The organism is Nocardia crassostreae (assembly GCF_001613405.1).
GTDB classification, from domain to species: domain Bacteria; phylum Actinomycetota; class Actinomycetes; order Mycobacteriales; family Mycobacteriaceae; genus Nocardia; species Nocardia crassostreae.
On record NZ_BDCH01000012.1, the window covers coordinates 33,330 to 51,723 of the forward strand.

Annotated in this window: 14 protein-coding genes; 6 read left to right on the forward strand and 8 right to left on the reverse strand. The window is 68.9% G+C overall.

Annotated elements, in window-relative coordinates; all coding sequences use genetic code 11:
• Nucleotides 1-39: 39 nt before the first annotated feature.
• Nucleotides 40-1,419: an amino acid permease gene (locus NC4_RS06880; RefSeq protein WP_245721534.1), complete on the forward strand. Its 1,380-nt coding sequence runs from the start codon at nucleotides 40-42 to the stop codon at nucleotides 1,417-1,419.
• Between the two features lie 57 nt (nucleotides 1,420-1,476).
• On the opposite strand, the gene NC4_RS06885 is transcribed toward NC4_RS06880, so the two are convergent.
• The 4 genes from NC4_RS06885 to NC4_RS06900 all read right to left on the reverse strand — a co-directional run bounded on the left by NC4_RS06885 (nucleotide 1,477) and on the right by NC4_RS06900 (nucleotide 5,575).
• Entirely contained in the window at nucleotides 1,477-2,292 is an 816-nt protein-coding gene (locus NC4_RS06885) for an alpha/beta fold hydrolase (RefSeq protein WP_067533997.1), read from the reverse strand.
• Nucleotides 2,292-3,737, reverse strand: a complete 1,446-nt coding sequence (locus tag NC4_RS06890) for an NAD(P)/FAD-dependent oxidoreductase (RefSeq protein ID WP_067534000.1) — start codon at nucleotides 3,735-3,737, stop codon at nucleotides 2,292-2,294. The genes NC4_RS06885 and NC4_RS06890 overlap by 1 nt, the downstream gene beginning before the upstream one ends.
• A gap of 167 nt (nucleotides 3,738-3,904) precedes the next feature.
• A complete protein-coding gene (locus NC4_RS06895) occupies nucleotides 3,905-4,699 on the reverse strand; it encodes an alpha/beta fold hydrolase (RefSeq protein ID WP_067535848.1) in 795 nt (264 codons plus the stop codon).
• A 51-nt stretch (nucleotides 4,700-4,750) separates the two neighbouring features.
• Complete coding sequence (locus NC4_RS06900) at nucleotides 4,751-5,575, reverse strand: alpha/beta fold hydrolase (RefSeq protein ID WP_067535851.1); 825 nt, start codon at nucleotides 5,573-5,575, stop codon at nucleotides 4,751-4,753.
• Nucleotides 5,576-5,725: 150 nt separating this feature from the next.
• Here NC4_RS06900 and NC4_RS06905 point away from each other — a divergent pair, with 150 nt between their 5' ends.
• Nucleotides 5,726-8,515, forward strand: coding sequence for an AAA family ATPase (locus NC4_RS06905; RefSeq protein ID WP_157554348.1), 2,790 nt, complete (start codon nucleotides 5,726-5,728; stop codon nucleotides 8,513-8,515).
• A 12-nt stretch (nucleotides 8,516-8,527) separates the two neighbouring features.
• On the opposite strand, the gene NC4_RS06910 is transcribed toward NC4_RS06905, so the two are convergent.
• On the reverse strand, nucleotides 8,528-9,139 hold the full coding sequence (locus NC4_RS06910) for a hypothetical protein (protein ID WP_067535859.1): 612 nt from the start codon (nucleotides 9,137-9,139) through the stop codon (nucleotides 8,528-8,530).
• Nucleotides 9,140-9,354: 215 nt separating this feature from the next.
• On the opposite strand from NC4_RS06910, the gene NC4_RS06915 reads away from it, so the two are divergent.
• Both NC4_RS06915 and NC4_RS06920 read left to right on the forward strand, forming a co-directional pair.
• Complete coding sequence (locus NC4_RS06915) at nucleotides 9,355-10,158, forward strand: AfsR/SARP family transcriptional regulator (RefSeq protein WP_169814738.1); 804 nt, start codon at nucleotides 9,355-9,357, stop codon at nucleotides 10,156-10,158.
• A complete protein-coding gene (locus NC4_RS06920; RefSeq protein WP_084528636.1) occupies nucleotides 10,155-12,182 on the forward strand; it encodes an ATP-binding protein in 2,028 nt (675 codons plus the stop codon). The genes NC4_RS06915 and NC4_RS06920 overlap by 4 nt, the downstream gene beginning before the upstream one ends.
• A 44-nt stretch (nucleotides 12,183-12,226) precedes the next feature.
• Here NC4_RS06920 and NC4_RS06925 read toward each other — a convergent pair whose 3' ends face one another.
• From NC4_RS06925 to NC4_RS06935, 3 genes are all read right to left on the reverse strand, one after another.
• Nucleotides 12,227-12,424, reverse strand: a complete 198-nt coding sequence (locus tag NC4_RS06925; RefSeq protein WP_067534006.1) for a hypothetical protein — start codon at nucleotides 12,422-12,424, stop codon at nucleotides 12,227-12,229.
• Nucleotides 12,425-12,542: 118 nt separating this feature from the next.
• Nucleotides 12,543-13,784 carry an extracellular catalytic domain type 2 short-chain-length polyhydroxyalkanoate depolymerase gene (locus NC4_RS06930; protein WP_169814739.1) on the reverse strand — a complete coding sequence of 414 codons (1,242 nt, stop codon included), beginning with the start codon at nucleotides 13,782-13,784 and terminating at the stop codon, nucleotides 12,543-12,545.
• Nucleotides 13,785-14,069: 285 nt separating this feature from the next.
• A complete protein-coding gene (locus tag NC4_RS06935) occupies nucleotides 14,070-15,194 on the reverse strand; it encodes an alpha/beta hydrolase family protein (RefSeq protein WP_218020935.1) in 1,125 nt (374 codons plus the stop codon).
• A gap of 257 nt (nucleotides 15,195-15,451) precedes the next feature.
• On the opposite strand from NC4_RS06935, the gene NC4_RS06940 reads away from it, so the two are divergent.
• Together NC4_RS06940 and NC4_RS06945 are read left to right on the forward strand one after the other, a co-directional pair.
• Nucleotides 15,452-17,470: a helix-turn-helix domain-containing protein gene (locus NC4_RS06940; RefSeq protein WP_218020942.1), complete on the forward strand. Its 2,019-nt coding sequence runs from the start codon at nucleotides 15,452-15,454 to the stop codon at nucleotides 17,468-17,470.
• Nucleotide 17,471: 1 nt separating this feature from the next.
• Nucleotides 17,472-18,380, forward strand: coding sequence for an acyl-CoA desaturase (locus tag NC4_RS06945; RefSeq protein WP_084528641.1), 909 nt, complete (start codon nucleotides 17,472-17,474; stop codon nucleotides 18,378-18,380).
• Nucleotides 18,381-18,394: the final 14 nt, after the last annotated feature.

Here is an 18,394-nt window from a genome sequence, read left to right on the forward strand (position 1 = left end):
CCCCGTCCGCCCGTGACCAGAAGCGGGGTGATGCGGCGAATGCCCGTCACCACTGCCGATACCGGTGATTTCAAGAAAAGCATGGGCCTGTGGCAGCTGGTCGCCCTGAGCCTGGGCGGACTGGTCGGCGCGGGCGTGTTCTCGCTGGCGGGTGTGGTGGCCAATGAGGTGTCCGGCCCGGCCGTGCTGGTCTCGTTCGCCATTGCCATTGTGGCCTCGTGCGCGGCGGGCCTGTGTTACGCCGAATTCGCGGGCATGGTCCCCAAGGCCGGTTCCGCCTACACGTATTCCTATGTGGCACTGGGCGAGATCATCGGCTTCATGATCGGCTGGGATCTGCTGCTGGAGTACACCGCCATCGTCTCGGTGGTCGCGATCGCGGTCTCCGGCTACCTCAACTACATCACCCACTACATCGGATTCGACCTGCCCACCTGGGCGCTCGGCGCGCCGGGCACCGGCGAGGGCCGCAAGGTCGATCTGTTCGCCCTGGTGCTGTGCCTGCTGCTGGCCTACCTGCTCTCCCGCGGCACCCGCGAATCCGCCCGCGTGCAAACCGGACTCGTCGCACTCAAGATGCTCATCGTCGCCATCGTGGTGATCGCGGGCGCCTTCCACATCAAGGCCGGTAACTACACCCCGTTCTTCCCCTTCGGCGTCGGCGGCGCGGTCTCCGGCGCCGCCCTGGCCTTCTTCGCCGTCTACGGCTACGACGCCATGAGCGCCGCCGCCGAGGAATCCAAGGACGGCAAGAAGCTCATGCCCAAGGCCATCCTGATCAGCCTGGGCATCGCCTCGGTGGTCTACCTGCTGGTCTGCCTGGTCATCGTCGGCATGGTCGACTACACCGACATCGATGTGTCCGCCCCCTTCTTCAGCGCCTTCGACACCGTCGGCATGGGCATTCTCGGCCTGGTCATCGCGGTCGGCGCGGTCGTCGGCGTCACCACCTCGGCCTTCGCCAATATGCTGGCCGTCACCCGCGTCGGCTTCGCCATGAGCCGCGACGGCCTGCTCCCCTCCTACTTCGGCAAGAGCAGCGAACGCCGTAAGGTCCCCACCCGCGTCATCTGGCCCGTCGGCATCGTCTCCGCCCTCATCGCCGGTTTCCTCCCCATTCGCGAAGCCGCCGAACTCACCAATGTCGGCATCCTCATGGCCTTCATCGTCGTCGCCCTCGGCGTCATCCGTCGGCGCAAGACCCGCCCCGACGCCGAGCGCGCCTTCCGCACCCCGTGGGTCCCCGTCGTCCCGCTCATCGGAATCGCCTTCTCGCTCTGGCTGATCAGCCACCTCGACGTGATCACCTGGGTGCGCTTCATTGCTTGGCTGCTGCTGGGCCTGGCCTTGTACCTGGGCTTCGGTTACCGCAATTCGAAGCTGAACGACACAGAGGGCTCGGCCGAGCCGGTGAGATGAACCCGGAACGCCGCAACCCGCAGGTCGAGGACCTGCGGGTTGCGGCGTTTCCAGTTGTCAGAGCGTGGACAGGAAGTCGAGCAGCAGCTCGTTGAACCGGTCGGGGGCCTCCAGCTGTAGCCAGTGGCCGATGCCGTCGAGGCGCTCGTAGCGCCACGAACCGCCGACGTATTTCTCCGTGCCGAGCATGTTCCGCTCGGTGAGGCAGAAGTCCTCGCTGCTCCACACGCCCATGACCGGTGCGGGCACCGGCGGGAGCGGGGGCATGTCGATGAGCAACTCGGGTCCCGCACCGGTCCGGTACAGGCCCAGACTGGTGCTGAGCGAGCGCGGATCACGCAGCCGCTCGATGACCTCGTCCAGGTCCGGATGGCTGGCCAGCCACTCCCGGGCATTGGCGAAATCGTTGTCGGCGAGCCAGCGCTCGGCAATGCCGGAGAACTGGAACAACAGGAAGTACCAGGACTTCTCGCGCTGTGGCAGTCCCGCGTCCCGGACCGCCGCCGGGGTCCCCGCCGAGAGGATGGTGAGGCTCTCGACCCGCTCGGGATGCAGGGCGGCGAGCAGCTGGCTCAGGGTCGCGCCCCAATCGTGGCCGACGACGTGCGCACGCCGGATGCCCAGTTCGTCCAGGATGCCGACCAGATCGGCGACGTACTGTTCGAGCTCGTACTGCTTCAGCTCCGAGGGCTTGTCCGAGGCCCCGAAGCCGCGCAGATCGGGTGCGACGGTGCGGTACCCGGCCGCGTTCAGCGCGGGCACCTGATGCCGCCAGACCGCGTGGGTGTCCGGAAAGCCGTGCACCAGAAGTACATCCGGACCCGACCCGCTGACCTCGACGTGCAGGGCCACGCCATTGGTGCCGATACGCATCAGTTCGCTCCCATCGCGGCGAGCAGCTCCGCGCGCGGCGGACCCTGCTCCGGGTAGCGGGCGGCGCCCGCGCCGAGCTGGATGATCCGATCGAGCACACCCGGGCGCGCCAGCGCCTCGTCCGGTCCGGTCAGCAGCGACCCGATATCGGCGAAGGCGCGCAGCACCTCCGGATCCCGCAGTTTGGCGACCTCCACCGCCTGCCGCAGCGCCCAGTCCTGATCGTCGGTCGCATAGGGGATTCCGGCGATCTCGCCGTCGATCTGGGCCAGCCGGTGCGCATCCCATCCGGCGGAGGCCTCGTAAATCGGGCCGAGCGTGGCGCCGGTGACCTCGTCGAAGCGCAGCGCCAGCTTCTCCGCATCGTCGATGCCGACCTCGCGCAACGTCTCTCGCAGCAGCAGGCCGTGCGTCATACCCATGGTGATTCCCATGCCGAAGGTGGGATTGGTTGTCGCCCAGGCATCTCCGATGGACAGCAACCCGGTCGCCACCGGTCGGCCGCCGACGATCAGCCGCCGCCGTCGGGGTTCCATATTGGCCATGGCGAGCACCCCGGTGATCGGTTCGCCGTACGAAGCCCAGTGCGCCGTATCGGGATACAGCGCCATGGCGCGCTGCCAGGCCTCCGGATCGCTCAGCCCCCGCATGGCGCGGTCGGGGCCGGAGACGAATACCGCCAGCGCCCAGGTGCCCGCATCACCGGGAACGGAGGCGATGGACAGGCCGTCGTGGTGATACACCGGCCAGGCGGGCTGGGCGGGCAGCGAGCCGTCGGCGGAGCGGAAATAACGGCTGTAAGCGAGGAATCCGGTCTCGTGCTTGTCGTTGTCAGGGGCGGCCGCACCGGCCTCGGTGAGCATGGCGGCCGCGGTGGAATTGCGGCCGAGGGCATCGACGACCAGATCCGCGGCAATGGTCTCGCCGTACGCGGTCACGACGCCGGTGACGTGCGGAATCCCGTCGACCGGCGTGGCATCGGTCAGGAATCCGGTGACCGGGGTGCCCCGGCGGATGGCGATTCCATTGAGCGCGGCGGCTTTTCCGAGCCCTTCCTCGATGACCGGGCGGCGTGCGGTGAGGGTGCCGTACCGCTCGTCACCGTCCACCCGGCCGCCGATGGCGGGCAGATCGAAGGCGCCGTCGAGCATATTGTGCGGCGCCGCGCCCAGCAGCCGGAGTTCGGCCACGCCATCGGGCAGTTCGCGGGCGAGCAGCCGGTAGGCGCCCGGCAGCATGATGTGCGGATGCCGGAACTGGGCGACTCCGGGCCGTCGCCACTGGTCCCAGGCGCTCTCGGCGTCGCCGCCGGGTCCGCCGGAGTCCTTGTCCAGCAGCGTGACCCGATGGCCGTCGCGGGCGAGCAGCAGGGCCGCCGTCAAACCGGTCGGGCCATCGCCGAGCACCACTGCGTGCAGTGCCCGGCTCGTCTTGGAGGTTGCCATGATGATTCCTTTTCGACTGTTCGGAGGGGGTCTGGGGAGACTGTCGGCTCGAAAGGAGCTCACTTGCCAGACCAGAAACTGCTCACCGACCGCCGCGCGCCCGCCGCACCGCGTGGCGAGTCCACGCGATACGGCGGGCGCGGGGTGTGTGAGCAGGGCGTTGTGAATCAGGCGACGCCGTCGACGGCGTCGGCGATGACCTTCGCCACGGCCTCGGGCTGCGACACCGTCAGCGCGTGTGAGGCGCCCGGGATTTCGACGACGGCGCGCGCGCCCGCCCGCTCGGCCATGAACCGGTGCGCGGCGACCGGGATGTTGTAGTCGGCATCCGGGAAGACGAACCAGGACGGCAGCTTCTTCCAGTTGGGCGCCCCGGACTTGCCATTGAGCGCGGTGTCGTTGAGCGGGCGCTGGGTGCGGGCGTCGAGCGCGGCCTGCGCATCGGGCACATCGGCGGCGAACTGGCGCTGGTACTTGGCGGGCTGGATGTAGAGGTCGGTGGTGCCGTCGGGCAGCGCCACCTTGTTCAGGGTCTCGCCGAGCGTGCTGCCCGGGAACTTGCCGGAGAGCTCGCCGATGGTCTCGCCCTCCTCCGGGGCGAAGGCGGCGACGTAGACCAGGCCCTTCACCTTCGGATCGTCGATCTGCGAAATGACTTGGCCGCCATAGAAATGTCCGACCAGGATGACCGGGCCGTCGATGGCGGAGACCACGCCGCGCACCGAGTCGGCGTCACCCTGGACGCTGCGCAGCGGATTACCGGCGGCAATGCTGGTCAGCCCCTGCTGGTTCAGGCGCTCGATAACGCCGTTCCAGCTGGCGGATTCGGCGAAGGCGCCGTGCACGAGGACGATGGTCGGCGTGGCCGGGGCCGGTTCGGCGGAGGCGCAGCCCGCGGTGCTGACGGCCGCGGTGAGGCCCAGGGCGATGGCTGCGATCTTGGCGGAATTGGTGATGCGCATGACGGATTCCTTTGTGCTGTGCGGGTTGTGCGACATGGGGGACGGCTGGATTCAGTGCTTCAGGAACTCGAGGAGGTCGGCCTCGAAGGCGGTGCGGAACTCGCCGTACAGCCCGTGGGGTGCGCCGGGGTAGACGCGCAGGGTCGAGTTCTTGATCAGCGCGGCGGATTTCACCGCCGAGTCGTGCAGCGGGACGATCTGGTCGTCATCGCCGTGCGCCACCAGGACCGGCACATCGATGCGCCGCAGATCCTCGGTGAAGTCGGTCTCGGAGAACTGGGTGATGCATTCGTAGGCGGCGCGAATCCCGGCCTGCATGCTCAGCCGCCAGAATGCGCGGCGCGCGCCCTCCGAGACCGCCGCACCGGGCCGGTTGAAGCCGTAGAAGGTTTCGCTCAGATCCCAGTAGAACTGCGAGCGGTCGGAGTCGACGCCGGTGCGAATGGCATCGAAGACCTCTCTGGGCGTGCCTTCGGGATTGGCCGCCGACTGCACCATGACCGGCGGTACCGCGCCGAGCAGTACGGCCTTCGAGACCCGGGCGCTGCCGTGGCGGCTCAGATAGCGGGCGACCTCGCCGCCGCCGGTGGAGTGGCCGACCAGCACCGCATCGCGCAGATCGAGATGCTCGAGGAGTTCGGCGAGATCGTCGGCGTAGCGGTCCATATGGTTGCCGTCCCAGGTCTGGGTGGAGCGGCCGTGCCCGCGGCGGTCGTGAGCAATCGCCCGGAAACCGTTCTCGGCGACCAGCCGGGCCTGCTCGTCCCAGGCGTCGGCATTGAGCGGCCAGCCGTGGCTGAAGACGACCGGTTGGCCGGTTCCCCAGTCCTTGAAGAAGATCTCGGCGCCGTCGGTGGTGGTGAATGTCGATGTCATGCCAATGAAATTACGAATCCGAGCACCCTCGCCGAATCCGTCGAACGACTGCATGGATGACTGCATCGACGACCGAACGGCACCCCGCAATGACTGAGTCGGCCCGGTCCTCCCGTTGTGAAACGGCAATACCTCTGCCACTCTTCGGGAGTGAGCAGCGAGATTGCGGTACCGGCATTCGTCTCCAGCGACGTTCTGGCGAATACGCCGTCGGGGTCCGGCGGACTGATCGGGCGCGAGCCCTATCTGGCGGTGTTCACCGACCTGCTCGACCGCGCCGCGGGCGGGAACGGATCGTCCTTGGTGCTGCGCGGCGATGCGGGCATCGGGAAATCGGCGCTGCTGGCCGCGGTGCGCGACGCGGGGATCGCGCGGGGGCTGAGCGTGCTCTCCGCCATCGGCGTCGAGAACGAGACCGGCCTGCCCTTCGCCGCCCTGCATCAGCTGCTGCATCCGCTCCTGTCCGAGGTCGCGAAACTGCCGCTGGCACAACAGCGCACGCTGCGCGCGGCACTGGGATTCGAGGACGGCGCCCCGGATCTGTACTCGGTGGCGCTGGCCGTGCTGCAACTGGTCGGCGAGGCCGCCGCGGTGCGGCCGATCGTGCTGATCGTCGACGACCTGCACTGGCTCGACAGCTGCAGTGCCGACGTGCTGAGCTTCGTGGCCCGCCGGGTGGGGAAGGACGCGGTGCTCGTGGCGACCGCCACCCGGGCCCGGCACGGTGATCCGGCCGAACGGGCCGGACTGCCCGAGCTCGTCGTCGAACCGCTCGGCGAGCATGCCGCCGCCGAACTGCTGGCCGCCCAGGCGCCCGCGCTGACCACCACCGTCCGGCAGCGACTGCTCGCGCAGGAATCCGGAAATCCCTTGGCGCTGACCGAACTTCCGCGTGCGCTGCGGTCCGCGGCGGCCGAGCGGGCGGTCGAGGAATTCCCGCTCACCACCCGGCTGGAGGCGGCCTTCGCCGCCCGCTCCGCCGAGCTCGGCCCGGCGGCGCGCACGCTGCTGGTGGTCCTCGCCGCCGATGTCACCTGCGATCTGCGGCGGCTGCTGCGCGCCGCCACCGAGGTCGCCGGAGCGCCGGTCACCACCGCGCATCTGCAAGAGGCCATCGATATCGGCCTCGTCGAATTATCGGGCGCGGGAATGCGATTCCGGCATCCCATGATGCGCACCGCGATCTATGCCCGCGCGCCGCTGGCTCAGCGGCTGGACGCGCACACCCGCCTGGCCGAGCTGCTGGCCGACTTCCCGGACAAGCAACTCTGGCATCGGGCCGCGGCGACCCTCGGCGCCGACGACGACCTCGCCGCCCAGCTCGAGCAGTACGCGGAACGCTCCCGGGCCCGGGGCGCGGTCATGGCCGCCGTCGCCGCCCTGCACCGCGCCGCCGAGCTCGCCGAGCGGCCCGAGCGCACCACCGCACTGCTGCTGTATGCCGCGGAACTCGCTGCGGAGACCGGCGCCCGCCGGGAGGCGCAGGATCTCGTCGACCGCACCGATCTCGGTGCGCTCGGGCCGACCGAGCGGGCGCGCCTGGCCGGTGTGCAGGAGGTCATCGCCTTCGGGCAGTTCGACCCGGAGAGCCGGATGCACGAACTGGTGGGCATCGCCGCGGACGTGCACCGCGCGGGCGATACCGATCTCGCGGCGGAACTGTTGTGGCGGGCGGCATCTCGCTGCTTCTTCCAGGACGCCTCCGCCACGGCGCGCACCGCCATCGCCACCCAGCTCGACGCGCTCGCACTGCCCGCGCAGGATCCGCGCCGACTGGCCATCGACGCCTATACGGTGCCGTGGGATCGCGGGCCGGAGGTGCTCGATCAGCTCGCACGGCTGACGCCGGACCGCACCGATGCCGACGCCATGCGGTATCTCGGCTATGCCGCCTTGTTCCTCGGCGACTTCCGCCGCGGCTCGGCCTATATCGACGCCGCGGCGGGCATCGGGCGCAATCAGGGACGGCTCGGCCTGCTCGCGGGCATTCTGGGCGCGGGCAATTGGAGCCGCATCTGGCTGGGCGAATGGGATACGGTCCGGGCCGAGACCGAGGAATCGCGAGCCTTCGCCGAGGAGACCGGTGAGGAGTTCTACCTGGTCGCCGGGCGCACCAACCTGGCCATGATCGCCGCGCTGCGCGGCGAGTCCGAGGTCGCCGAGGACCATCTGCGTGAGATCAGCGTCAGTCCGCTGGCCACAGGTATGCGCTGCATACAGGTCGCGGCCCAGCAGACCCGCGGCATGATCCACCTGCTGGCCGGACGCCCCGACGATGCCTTCGCGGCCCTGCGGCGCGTCTACGATCCGGCCGATCCGGTCAGCCACCCCATGCGGCGCTGGTGGATCGCGCCCGAACTCGCGGATGCCGCGGTGGCCTCCGAGAAGACCGATGCGGCAAGGCAATTGCTTGCGGAACTACCGGGCCTGGCGCAGCGGCTGCCCGCCCCGATGCTGAGCGTCGTCGATGCCTACAGCCGTGCGGTGCTCGCCGACGACGACGCCGCGGACGCCGCCTACGCCGAGGCCCTCAACGGTCTCGTCGGCTCCTGGCCGCTGTATCGCGCCCGGCTGCAACTGCACCACGGCTGCCGGTTGCGCCGATTGCGGCGGATGGCCGAGGCGCGGGAACCGCTGCGCGCGGCCCGCGACACCTTCGATGCGCTCGGCGCGGACCCGTGGGCGGAGGCCGCCCGCGGCGAACTGCGCGCCGCGGGCGAGACCAGCACCCGGCGCGCGGCCACTGTGCGCGATCAGCTCACCCCGCAGGAATTGCAGATCGCCACCCTGGCCGCCGAGGGGCTCACCAATCGGCAGATCGCCGAGAAGCTCTATCTCTCACCGCGGACCATCGGCTCACACCTCTACCGCATCTATCCGCGGCTCGGCGTCACCAGCCGGGTCGAGCTCGCCTCGGCAATCAAAGGCGTTGCGGCCTAGCGACTTCCGCGACTATCCGGTCTTGCCGCCGGTGGGGGACACCGCGAACCAGGTGCCGCCGACGCCCTGGCCGAGCAGATCTCCCGCCTTGGTGTCCTTCGAGAAGTAATAGACCGGCCAGCCGCCGACGGTGATCTGGCAGGAGCCGTCGGCGCGCTCGATGAATCCGACGAGTTGCGGATCGACGCCCGAGGCGAAGAGCGATTGATCGCGGGCCACGGTGAGCGGCGGCCAGGTGGCGGCGCACTGCCCGGCGCAGTTGGAGACCGGCGGATTCGCGGTGTCGTTGTCGAACCGGTACAGCGAGCGGCCCGTGCCGTCGGACACGTACTGTCCGATCTTCTGATCGCTGGTGACATTGAGCTGAACGGCATTGGCGCCGTCGGGGGCGACGCCGCTGTAGATCTTCAGCCAGCCCTGGGTCTTGGCGACCTCGGGGTTCTGGCCGGGCGTGGTCGCCGCTGCCGCCGCCGTCGCGACCGCCGCGGTGGTCGGGGCCGCCGGGGCGGCTCCCGCCGGTTCGCCGGATTCGCCGCCGCCACAGGCGCTCAGCAGGCCCGCGAGCATGACGGCGGATGCCGCGAACGGCGCTGCGGCACGCTGGAATCGTCTGGCTGAACTCATCTTTCGGATCTCCATCCCTCATCGACGGGCGCACAACCCATCTCGTCACCCGTACTACGGCGGCAAGGCGGTCCCGGGTTCACTGCGGACGCCGCGCGGTGGTTTCGAGCAGTGCTGAGCAGTCGAATGGTCTGGGAAGTGAGCAGTCGGTGCGGCAACCATCGGTCCGGTCCTGGGACTCGGGACGTCGGGACAAGCGCTGGAGAGGAATGTGGATGTTGCAGCTTTCGGTGCTCGGACCGGTCGAGGTGCGAATCGGCGCGACGACGGTGGCCATCCGGCCGCCGAAACAGCAGGCCCTGCTGGGCATGCTCGCCCTGGGTGAGGGCCGCGCGCTGTCGTTCGACGAACTGATCGAGGGGCTGTGGGGTTGGGACGACAGTCCGGGCACGGCCATCGGGACGATTCGCAACTTCGTGTATTCGATACGGCGGCAGTTCGCCGCCCATACCGGCCGCACCGATATCGTGGGCTCGGTGCACGGCGGCTACCGGCTGGCGGCGCCGATCGGCATCGACGCCCGGATCGCCGAGCGGCATGGCGACGCGGCGCATATCGCGCTCGGCTCCGGCGGGGTGGCGGTGGCGGCCGCGGAAGTGCGCGCGGGCCTGGACCTGTGGCGCGGGGATCCGCTGATCGGCGTGCCCGGACCGTGGGCCGCGATCGAGCGCGCGCGGCTGCGGCGGCTGCACCGGGCCTTGCAGGAGAGTTCGATCGAGGTCGCGGTGGTGGCCGGGGAATACGACCGGGCGCTCGCGGAGATCGAATCCCTGCGGGGCGCGGACCCGCACTGCGAACGGCTGGCCGCGCTCATGATGACGGCCCTGCACGCGGCCGGGCGGCGGGCCGAGGCCCTGACCGTCTACCAGCGCACCAGGCGGCAATTGGTGCGTGAGCTGGGCATCGAGCCCGGATCGGCGCTGGCCGACCTGCACCGGCGGATCCTCGTCGACGGCGCCGCCGGTACCCGGCGCGGCTTCCTCGCCGAGGCGCCGCGCCGGTCGGCATCGGTAGCATGAGCGCGATGGTCGCCGGACAGGAAATGCTTGCCCAGAGCCTGGCCGCGCGCCGGGACCGGGCCTTCGTCGGACGCCGCGGCGAACTGGCGGAGTTCGAGACCGCGCTGACGGGGCGGGACGGCGCGCATCCGGTCCACTTCCTGCACGGTCCGGGCGGCATTGGAAAGTCCTCGCTACTGCGGCGATTCGCGAGCTTGGCGCAGCGGGCGGGCCGGACGGTCGTCGAAATCGACGGGCGCACCGTGACTCCCACCCCCGAGGGGTTCACGGCCGCAGCCGGGGTCGCGATGAGCGAACCGGGCGCGGTGCTGCTGGTCGACACCTTCGAGAAATGTCGGGGCCTGGAAGGCTGGTTGTGGGAGAAGTTCCTGCCGGGATTGCCGGTGGGCGCGGTCGCGGTGATCGCCGGACGGGCGGCGCCGGATCCGCTGCGGACCTCCGATCCCGGGTGGGCCGAACTGCTCCGGGTCACCGCCCTGCGCAACCTCGCGCCCGCCGAGGCCGCGGAATTCCTGGATGCGCGCCGGGTGCCCGCCGGTGCGCGACCGGCGCTGCTCGGATTCACCGGCGGTAACCCGTTCGCCCTTGCCCTCGCTGCCGCGGTGACCGTGAAAGACGATGCGGCGAAGCCGGATTGGAAGCCGAGCCAGGACATTATCGCGACCCTGCTGGGCAGGCTCATCGGTGCCACGCCCAGTCCCGAGCATCGCAAGGCGCTGGAGATCTGCGCGCACGCCTATGTCACCTCCGAATCGCTGCTGCGGTCGCTGCTCGGCGAGCAGGCGGCGGAACTGTTCGGGTGGCTGCGGGTGCAGCCATTCATCGAATCCACCGATGCGGGTTTGTTCCCGCAGGATGTGGTGCGGGAAGCGCTCGAAGCGGATTTGAAGTGGCGGGATCCGGAAGGCTTCGCCGATATGCACAATCGGATGCGGGAACTGCTGCTGGCACAGTTGCGCGCGGTCCCGGAATCGCAGTTGCTGCAAGCGACCGGTGCGCTGATCTTCCTCTTCCGTAGCGATCGGCAGATGTCGGAGTTCAATGTCTGGCGGGAGGTCGGGCTGGTCGCGGACCATCCGTACCGGGAAACGCACCGCGAACGGGTGCTGGAGCTGGTCCGGCGGTTCGAAGGCGAGGAATCCGCGGCCATCGCGGCCTTCTGGCTCGACCGCCATCCCGAGGGGTTCCGGGTCTATCTGTCCACACAGACCGGCGAACCCGTGGCCTTCTCGGCCTGGCTCGAACTCGCCGAACCCGAAGGGCTGGAGATCGATCCGGTCGTCGCGGCGGCCTGGAACCATGCGCGCGCCGCCGAGCCGCTGCGGTCGGGGGACTATCTGGCGCTGGAGCGGTTCACCATCGATTCCGGGACCTATCAGCAGGCCGCGGCCGCCATCACCCTGGCGCAATGGCGGGCGACCGGGGAGATGATCCGCGGTGACCGACTGGCCTGGTTGTACATCGTGATGCGCGACAACGGGTACTGGGACAGCCATCTCGCGGATATCAACTATCACCCGATCGACGCACCGCCCGCGGTCGGCGGTCATCGCTATGCGCTGTTCGCCCACGATTGGCGCGCGGAGCCGCCGGGGCCGTGGCTACAGGCCAAAACCGATGCCATGCTCGCGGGTTCCTCCATGGCCGACGGCCCGATCCGCGGCCACCGGGAGCTGGTCGTACTGTCCCGCCCGGAATTCGACGCGGCCGTCCGCGAGGCGCTGCGCGCGCTACGGCAACCGGCGGCGATGGCGGGCAACCCGCTCAATCGCAGCCGGGTCGTGCTGGAAAGCGTCGCGGGGCTGTCCGAGGTGCTGACCGAGGCGGCGATATCCCTGCTGGGCGAACGCGGCGGGGAGAAGCTGCACCGGGCGGTCAGCATCGCCTATCTCAAAGGCGCTCCCACCCAGGAGGTCGCCGCCGAGCTGCTGGGCCTGCCGTTCAGCACCTATCGGCGGCATCTGACCACGGCCGTGGAGCGGATGAGCGAGCTGCTCTGGCATCGCGAATTGAACGGGCACTGAGTTCGCTGCTGCGGCCACAGCACCGGCTCCGGCTGGCACCAGCCCTAGGTGCGGTCGGTCGCGTTCGGACCGGTGCCCGGGATGAGCTGGGCGCCAACGCAGTAGTCATAGTTCACGGTGTCCGGCTCGGCGGCGGGGGCGGCCTGAGCGGAGGCGGCGACCAGCAGGGTGGCGCCTACCGCCAGGGCGGCGGCGGTGAGGGAAACGGTGAGGCGGCGGGCGGCGGATTCGATCTTCGACATGCGAACGACGTTAGGAATCGGCGATGCACGAGCGCCTCCCGCTGGAGCGCGATCCCGGCCTGATACCCGAGTGCTAGGGGGACTGCCCGGGGCAGCCCCCTGGTGCGGTCGTCGTCGATCAGCATTTCTCCCAGTAGCCGGGGGAGGTTTCTTTGATCGTGCTCTGGGTGAAGGTGTTCCAGAGACCCAGGTTCTGCTTCGAACCATTGGCGTAGGTGTAGCCGCCCGCGGCGTAGGCGCGGCCCGCTGTGGTGTGCGCGTAGTTGCTGGCGGTGACGCAGGCCGGTGCCGGATCCGTGGTGGTCGGCGGGGTGGTGGTCGTGGGTGGGGGTGTGGTGGTCGGTGGGGTGATCGTGGTGGGCGGCGTTGTGCCGCTGGTGAGTTCGGCGACCATCGACATGATCGATTCCATTTGCTTGCCGCCGTGCCAGGCGTAGGCGGCGTCACCGCCGTAGCCCCACCAGTTCCAGCAGCCGTTGGGGTTGGTGGTGCTCGCGGTGCTGAGCGGGATCGCCTGCGGGTAGAGGACGATCATGGCGTTGGTGTCGGCGTATTCGTTCAGATAGGCGTACTTCATGAAGGCGTCGCCGAAACCCTGATAGCTGAAACCCTGTTTGCACCCGTGCAGGGCGACCATGAGCGTGCAGGTGGCGCCGTCGGTGCAGGATTGCGGGACGTACGCGAATGCCTTGGCGTCCATGCTGATCGCATTGGCATTGCCGCCGGGTGCGTAGGCGTTCTGGTCGAACTGGACCAGCTTTCCGCCCAGAGTGGCGGCCGGAGCAGCGACGCCGCCGGTGAGTTTGCCGAGCATGTCGCCGACCGGATCGCTGTCGCAGTCGTTGACGAACGGGCTGGCGGTACTGGCGCACGCGACCGGGCCGATCGGGCTGACCCAGGCATGCCCCGCGGGACCGCTCTTGTCGTAGGTGACGTTCGCGCCGAACTCCGAATAGTAGGTCGCGAGATCATTGTTCACCGGTTCGAGCACGGTCTGATCACTCGTGCCGTGGTAGAGGTACACCGGATCGCCGGACAGGTTCGCCGGGGCATCGACCTTGCCCGAGGTCGCGAGAGTGCGGGTTTCGGCGGCCAGCTCGGCGGGGGTCTTGCGCGCACCGTTCTGCATACAGCCGGTCTGGGCGCGGACGGCGTAGTCGAAATCACCGGCGCAGCGGTACGGACCCGCGCTGAAAATGCCTGCGCCGGAAAAGGTACCGGAATAAGCGACATGAAGCTGATTGGCCATGTAACCGCCGGACGATATGCCCGAGACGTAGACGGAGTCGATGTCGTGGCCGCGTAGCTCACCCGGGGTGGGCGCTGGGACGGCGGCGAACACCCCGGGCGTGGCCGTCACCGATAATCCTGTGGCGACAGCCACCGCAGCCAGTACTTCTCTGAATCTCATAAGGGTTCCTCATCATCGGGGAGAGAGCCTCGCTCAGCCGTGCAGTGCACAGGTACTGGCGAGGTCACCGCCGGTCGGACGCGGCAGCGTCGCGCTCGGCGGAGGCAATTGACCGGTCACGGTCCAGGATTCGAGCGCTTCGAAGGCGCTGCGGAAACACGGCAGCATGGGGCGCAGCAGGTTCGGATGCTGGTCGTACAGGCCATCGACGTGGTTTCCGCCCTCGATGCGGTATTAGCGGTGCGCGGCCTCGCGACCGCCGTCCCGGATCAGCGCGGCGTACACATCGGAGTCGCGGCCGATGGGCAGCAGTGTGTCGAGGGTGCCGTGCAGGGTGATGAGCGGGCGCTCGACCCGGCCGGTGAGCGAGACCCGCCGCATGGCGTCGTGGACGGCGGCGGGGCGTGCGGCGTAGTCGTAATCGGCATCGGATCCGGTGTAGGCCGGATCGAATTCCTGCCGGTACATCCGCTGCGTAAGTTCCCAGTAGGCCGTGTTGTGGTAGTCCCACAGTGGTTCCGATGCGGTATCGAAACCCGCTTCCAGCAGCGTGTTTCGCGCACTCGGAGAGCGGTCGAGGTCGGCGAAGCCGCGCAGTGCGGACGGCAGGAAGCTCAGCAGGTTCGCCCCGTCGGCCTGCCAGAGACTGCCCTCCCAGTCGACGCCGCCGTCGTAGAGCCACGGCGCGTTCTCCAGCTGCCAGCGGACCAGGTAGCCCGCATTGGAGATCCCGGCCATGAGAGTGCGGCCCGCGGGCCGCCCGTAGCGCTGGGTCACGGCGGTCTGCGCGGCAATGGTCAGCTGGGTGACCCGGGTGTTCCACTCCGCCACCGCATCACCGGGTGCGAGGCCGTCACGATGGAACTCGGTCCCGGTATTGCCCTTGTCGGTGGCGGCGTAGGCGTAGCCGTGGGCGAGCACCCAGTCGGAGATGATGAAGTCGTTGGCGTACTGCCGCCGGTTGCCGGGCGTGCCCGCCACGACCAGCCCGCCGTTCCAGTCGTCGGGCAGCCGAATCACGAACTGGCTGTCGTGATTCCAGCCGTGATGGGCATTGGTGGTGGAGGTATCGGGGAAGTATCCGTCGATCTGCGTACCCGGCACCCCGGACGGATTCTCGGTTCCGCTCGGATGCAGGCCCGCCCAATCTGCGGGCACGGTGTGTCCGGAGGCGACGGTTCCGGCGGTGGTGAGATCGGCGAGGCAGGCGGAGACCTGCGTCTGCGCGCCCAGCACCAGCGGCGCCCGGCACTGCGCGAGTCGCACCTGGGCGGGTGCGGGCAGCGTGGCGTATCCGGCGATCACCGCGGTTCCCGTGAGGACGGCGGTCAGGGTGGTCAGGCGGCGAAGCGGGGGCATCGGACTCCTCCTCGAGCGGAAATGCCGGAAATTCTGTTCACCGCGCGCAGCTGGAGCCAGGTGGCGGTGCGCCATATTGCGTGCGGCGGATGTGTTGGGCGTCACCATTGGGTGGATCCGCTCTTACGGCAGGAAGGCGGCACGCAGTATGTGGAGTCGATGGATATTCGAGGTGGTGAATATGTGGCATGGCCACATCGCCGAATGGCGTTGAGCGGCCTAGGGTTCGGCTGTATCGGGTGATTGCGGGAGGCAGTGTGGCGCGTCCGGATACGGCGGCGAGCTGGGAGATATTCTTCGAATTGCTCGAACGCGAGGCATCGGCCGTGGAATTCGAGGCGCCGGTGCTGGAGGCCCGTGCCGCCGGTGTCTCGCCCGCGTGCCTGGCCGAATTGGAATCCGCCAAACTGTCCGCCCTGCGGGTGCGTGCGCTGTTGGAACGGCGTGCACGGCGGGAGGCCGAGTTGGCGGCGCTGTTCGATACCGCCAGTGACCTTGCGGGGCTGCGGGATGTGGATGCGGTGCTGCAGGCCATCGTGCATCGGGCGCGGCGGCTGCTGCATGCGGATGTCGCGTATATGACGCTGCCCGATCGGGATCGGGGCGACACCTATATGCGGGTCACCGATGGTTCGGCCTCACAGCAGTTCTGGATGACCCGGCTGCAATTGGGGGCGGGGCTGGGTGGGCTGGTGGCGCAGACGGGGATGTCCTATTGCAGCGCGGACTATTTCGCCGACGATCGGTTCCAGCACACGCCGGAGATCGATTCCGCGGTGAAAGACGAAGGGCTGGTCGCGATTCTGGGTGTGCCCATGCGGCTGGGCGATCAGGTGATCGGCGTGCTCTTCGCCTCGCATCGCAGCGTGCGGCCCTATGCGCCGGAGGAGATCGCCCTGCTCGGCAGCCTGGCGGCTCATGCCACCATCGCGCTGGACTCCGCGCGCCTGCTCACCGAAACCCGTTCCGCGCTCACCGAACTCAGTACGGCCAATGCGGCCATGCGCGCGCACTACATGACGGTGGAGCGCGCCGCCCAGGCCCACGATCGCTTGACCAATCTGGTGGTGCGCGGGGGCGGGGTGAACGAGGTCGCGGGGGTGGCCGCGGATATTCTCGGCAGCCCGCTGGTGGTGCTCGACGCCGAGGGCCGCCGCCTGGCCGCCATCGACCCGCCCGGTTCCGGTGCGCGCGAGCAACTCGACGATGATCGTCTGCTCGCCGAAATCATCGGCAAGGCAGGAAAACTCGGCCGCACCACGCGCCTACGGGATCTATGGGCCGCACCCGCGGGCGCGGGCAGTGAACCGCTGTGCACCATGGTGCTGCAGCAGACCGAGGAGCTGTCCGGCTCGGATCAGCGCATTCTGGAGCGCGCCACATTGGTCACCGCGCTGCTGCTGCTGTTCCGCCGCAGCATTGCCGAGGCCGAGGGCCGGGTCCGCGGCGAACTGCTCGACGATCTGCTCAGCAGCCGCGTCCCCGATCGCGAAGCCTTGCACAGCCGCGCCGTCCTGCTCGGCATCGACCTCGCCCAGCCGCACGTCCTGGTGGTCGTGGACCACGGCCCGCACCGCCGACCCGCGGCCTGGACCACCGACCACGCGCTGTCCCGCCACGGCCTGGCGGCCACTCGTGGCGAGCACACCGTCGTCCTGCTGCCCGGCGCCGATGCCACCGCCGCCGCGCAGCAGGTATCTCGCGAATTGACCACCGCCCTGGGTATTTCCGCCACCATCGCGGGCTCCGGTCCCGTAGAGCTCCCCGGCGGCGTCGCTCCCGCGTATCAGGAGGCCCGACGCAGCGTCCAGGCGCTCATCGCGCTGGGCAAGGAGGGAACCACGGCCGGGTGCGGACAGCCTGGGCTTCGTGGGCCTGCTGCTCAGCCGCGGGGCCGATGTCGGCGCCTTCCTCGACACCACCCTGGGACCGGTCCTCGACTACGAGTCACGCCGGGGCACACCCCTGATCCACACGCTGGACACGTATTTCGCCACCGGCTGCAACCTCACCGCCAGCGCCAAACGCCTGCACATCCACGTCAATACCGTCACACAGCGGCTGGAGCGCATCACCGCGCTGCTGGGCGCGGACTGGCAGCACCCCGACCGCGCCCTGGAAATCCAGCTCTCGCTGCGCCTGCACCGGTTGCGCGAATCCGCGGTACTGACCGACCGAATCGAACCATTGGGATAGGCAATCGCCTGGCCCGAGCCCCATGCGCCGTCGATAGCCTTGCGGTGCACTCGATTTCGAATCGTGAGGAGCTCGGGTGAGATGACCGCGAAGACCATCAGCAACCCCTACATCCACCGATTGCAGCAGCGCCATTTCCTCCTGTTCGATGTGCTGCCCTTCTTCGGAACCGCCGCGGCATTCGCGTTCCTGCCGGTGCGGCCGTTCGGATGGCTCGAATTCGCGCTGCTGTTCGTCATGTGGGTGGTCACCGGGCTCGGCGTGACGGTCGGCTATCACCGGCTGCTCACCCACCGGACGTTCAAGGCCACGCCGTGGGTCACCGGGGCTTTGGCGGTCTGGGGTTCGATGGCCTGCCAGGGCCCGGCGATCTCCTGGGTCGCGCTGCATCGGCGGCATCACGAATTCAGTGACCGGGAGGGCGATCCGCATTCGCCGAACCTGTCCGGCTCCGGATGGCGCGGGACGGTGCGCGGGCTCGCGCATTCCCATTTCCTGTGGATGCGGCGGCACGAATACCCGAATGTCGTGCACTACGCGCCCGACCTGCTGAAAGACCGCGGCCTGGTGCGAATCTCGCGGCTGTACCACTGGTGGGTAGGACTCGGCCTGCTCGTGCCCGCGATCATAGGCGGGCTGGTGACGCTGAGCTGGACCGGTGCGGTGAGCGGTCTGCTGTGGGGCGGGTTCGTGCGGATCTTCGTGCTCGAGCACATTGTCTGGGCGATCAATTCGTTCCTGCACATGTTCGGAACCCGGCCCTACGAATCCCGCGAGAACAGCCACAATGGCGGCGTTTTCGCGCTGCTGACCTTCGGCGAGGCCTGGCACAACAATCACCACGCCTTCCCGGAATCACCATCCTTCGGATTGCAGTGGTACCGGCTCGATCCCGGCTACTGGCTCATCAAGACGCTCGCCGTATTCGGGCTCGCCCGGGATCTGAAGATGCCGTCCGCCGCCCGGATGGAAGCCAAGCGCATTCGATAACGCACCATGTCCGG

Bases quoted from the DNA above. Each gene is read 5' to 3' on its own strand.
- NC4_RS06925 (WP_067534006.1), bottom strand. From the start codon at position 12,424: ATGTCGAAGATCGAATCCGCCGCCCGCCGCCTCACCGTTTCCCTCACC.
- NC4_RS06935 (WP_218020935.1), bottom strand. From the start codon at position 15,194: ATGCCCCCGCTTCGCCGCCTGACCACCCTGACCGCCGTCCTCACGGGA.
- NC4_RS06920 (WP_084528636.1), top strand. From the start codon at position 10,155: ATGAGCGCGATGGTCGCCGGACAGGAAATGCTTGCCCAGAGCCTGGCC.
- NC4_RS06890 (WP_067534000.1), bottom strand. From the start codon at position 3,737: ATGGCAACCTCCAAGACGAGCCGGGCACTGCACGCAGTGGTGCTCGGC.
- NC4_RS06895 (WP_067535848.1), bottom strand. From the start codon at position 4,699: ATGCGCATCACCAATTCCGCCAAGATCGCAGCCATCGCCCTGGGCCTC.
- NC4_RS06885 (WP_067533997.1), bottom strand. From the start codon at position 2,292: ATGCGTATCGGCACCAATGGCGTGGCCCTGCACGTCGAGGTCAGCGGG.
- NC4_RS06900 (WP_067535851.1), bottom strand. From the start codon at position 5,575: ATGACATCGACATTCACCACCACCGACGGCGCCGAGATCTTCTTCAAG.
- NC4_RS06910 (WP_067535859.1), bottom strand. From the start codon at position 9,139: ATGAGTTCAGCCAGACGATTCCAGCGTGCCGCAGCGCCGTTCGCGGCA.
- NC4_RS06945 (WP_084528641.1), top strand. From the start codon at position 17,472: ATGACCGCGAAGACCATCAGCAACCCCTACATCCACCGATTGCAGCAG.
- NC4_RS06880 (WP_245721534.1), top strand. From the start codon at position 40: ATGCCCGTCACCACTGCCGATACCGGTGATTTCAAGAAAAGCATGGGC.
- NC4_RS06915 (WP_169814738.1), top strand. From the start codon at position 9,355: ATGTTGCAGCTTTCGGTGCTCGGACCGGTCGAGGTGCGAATCGGCGCG.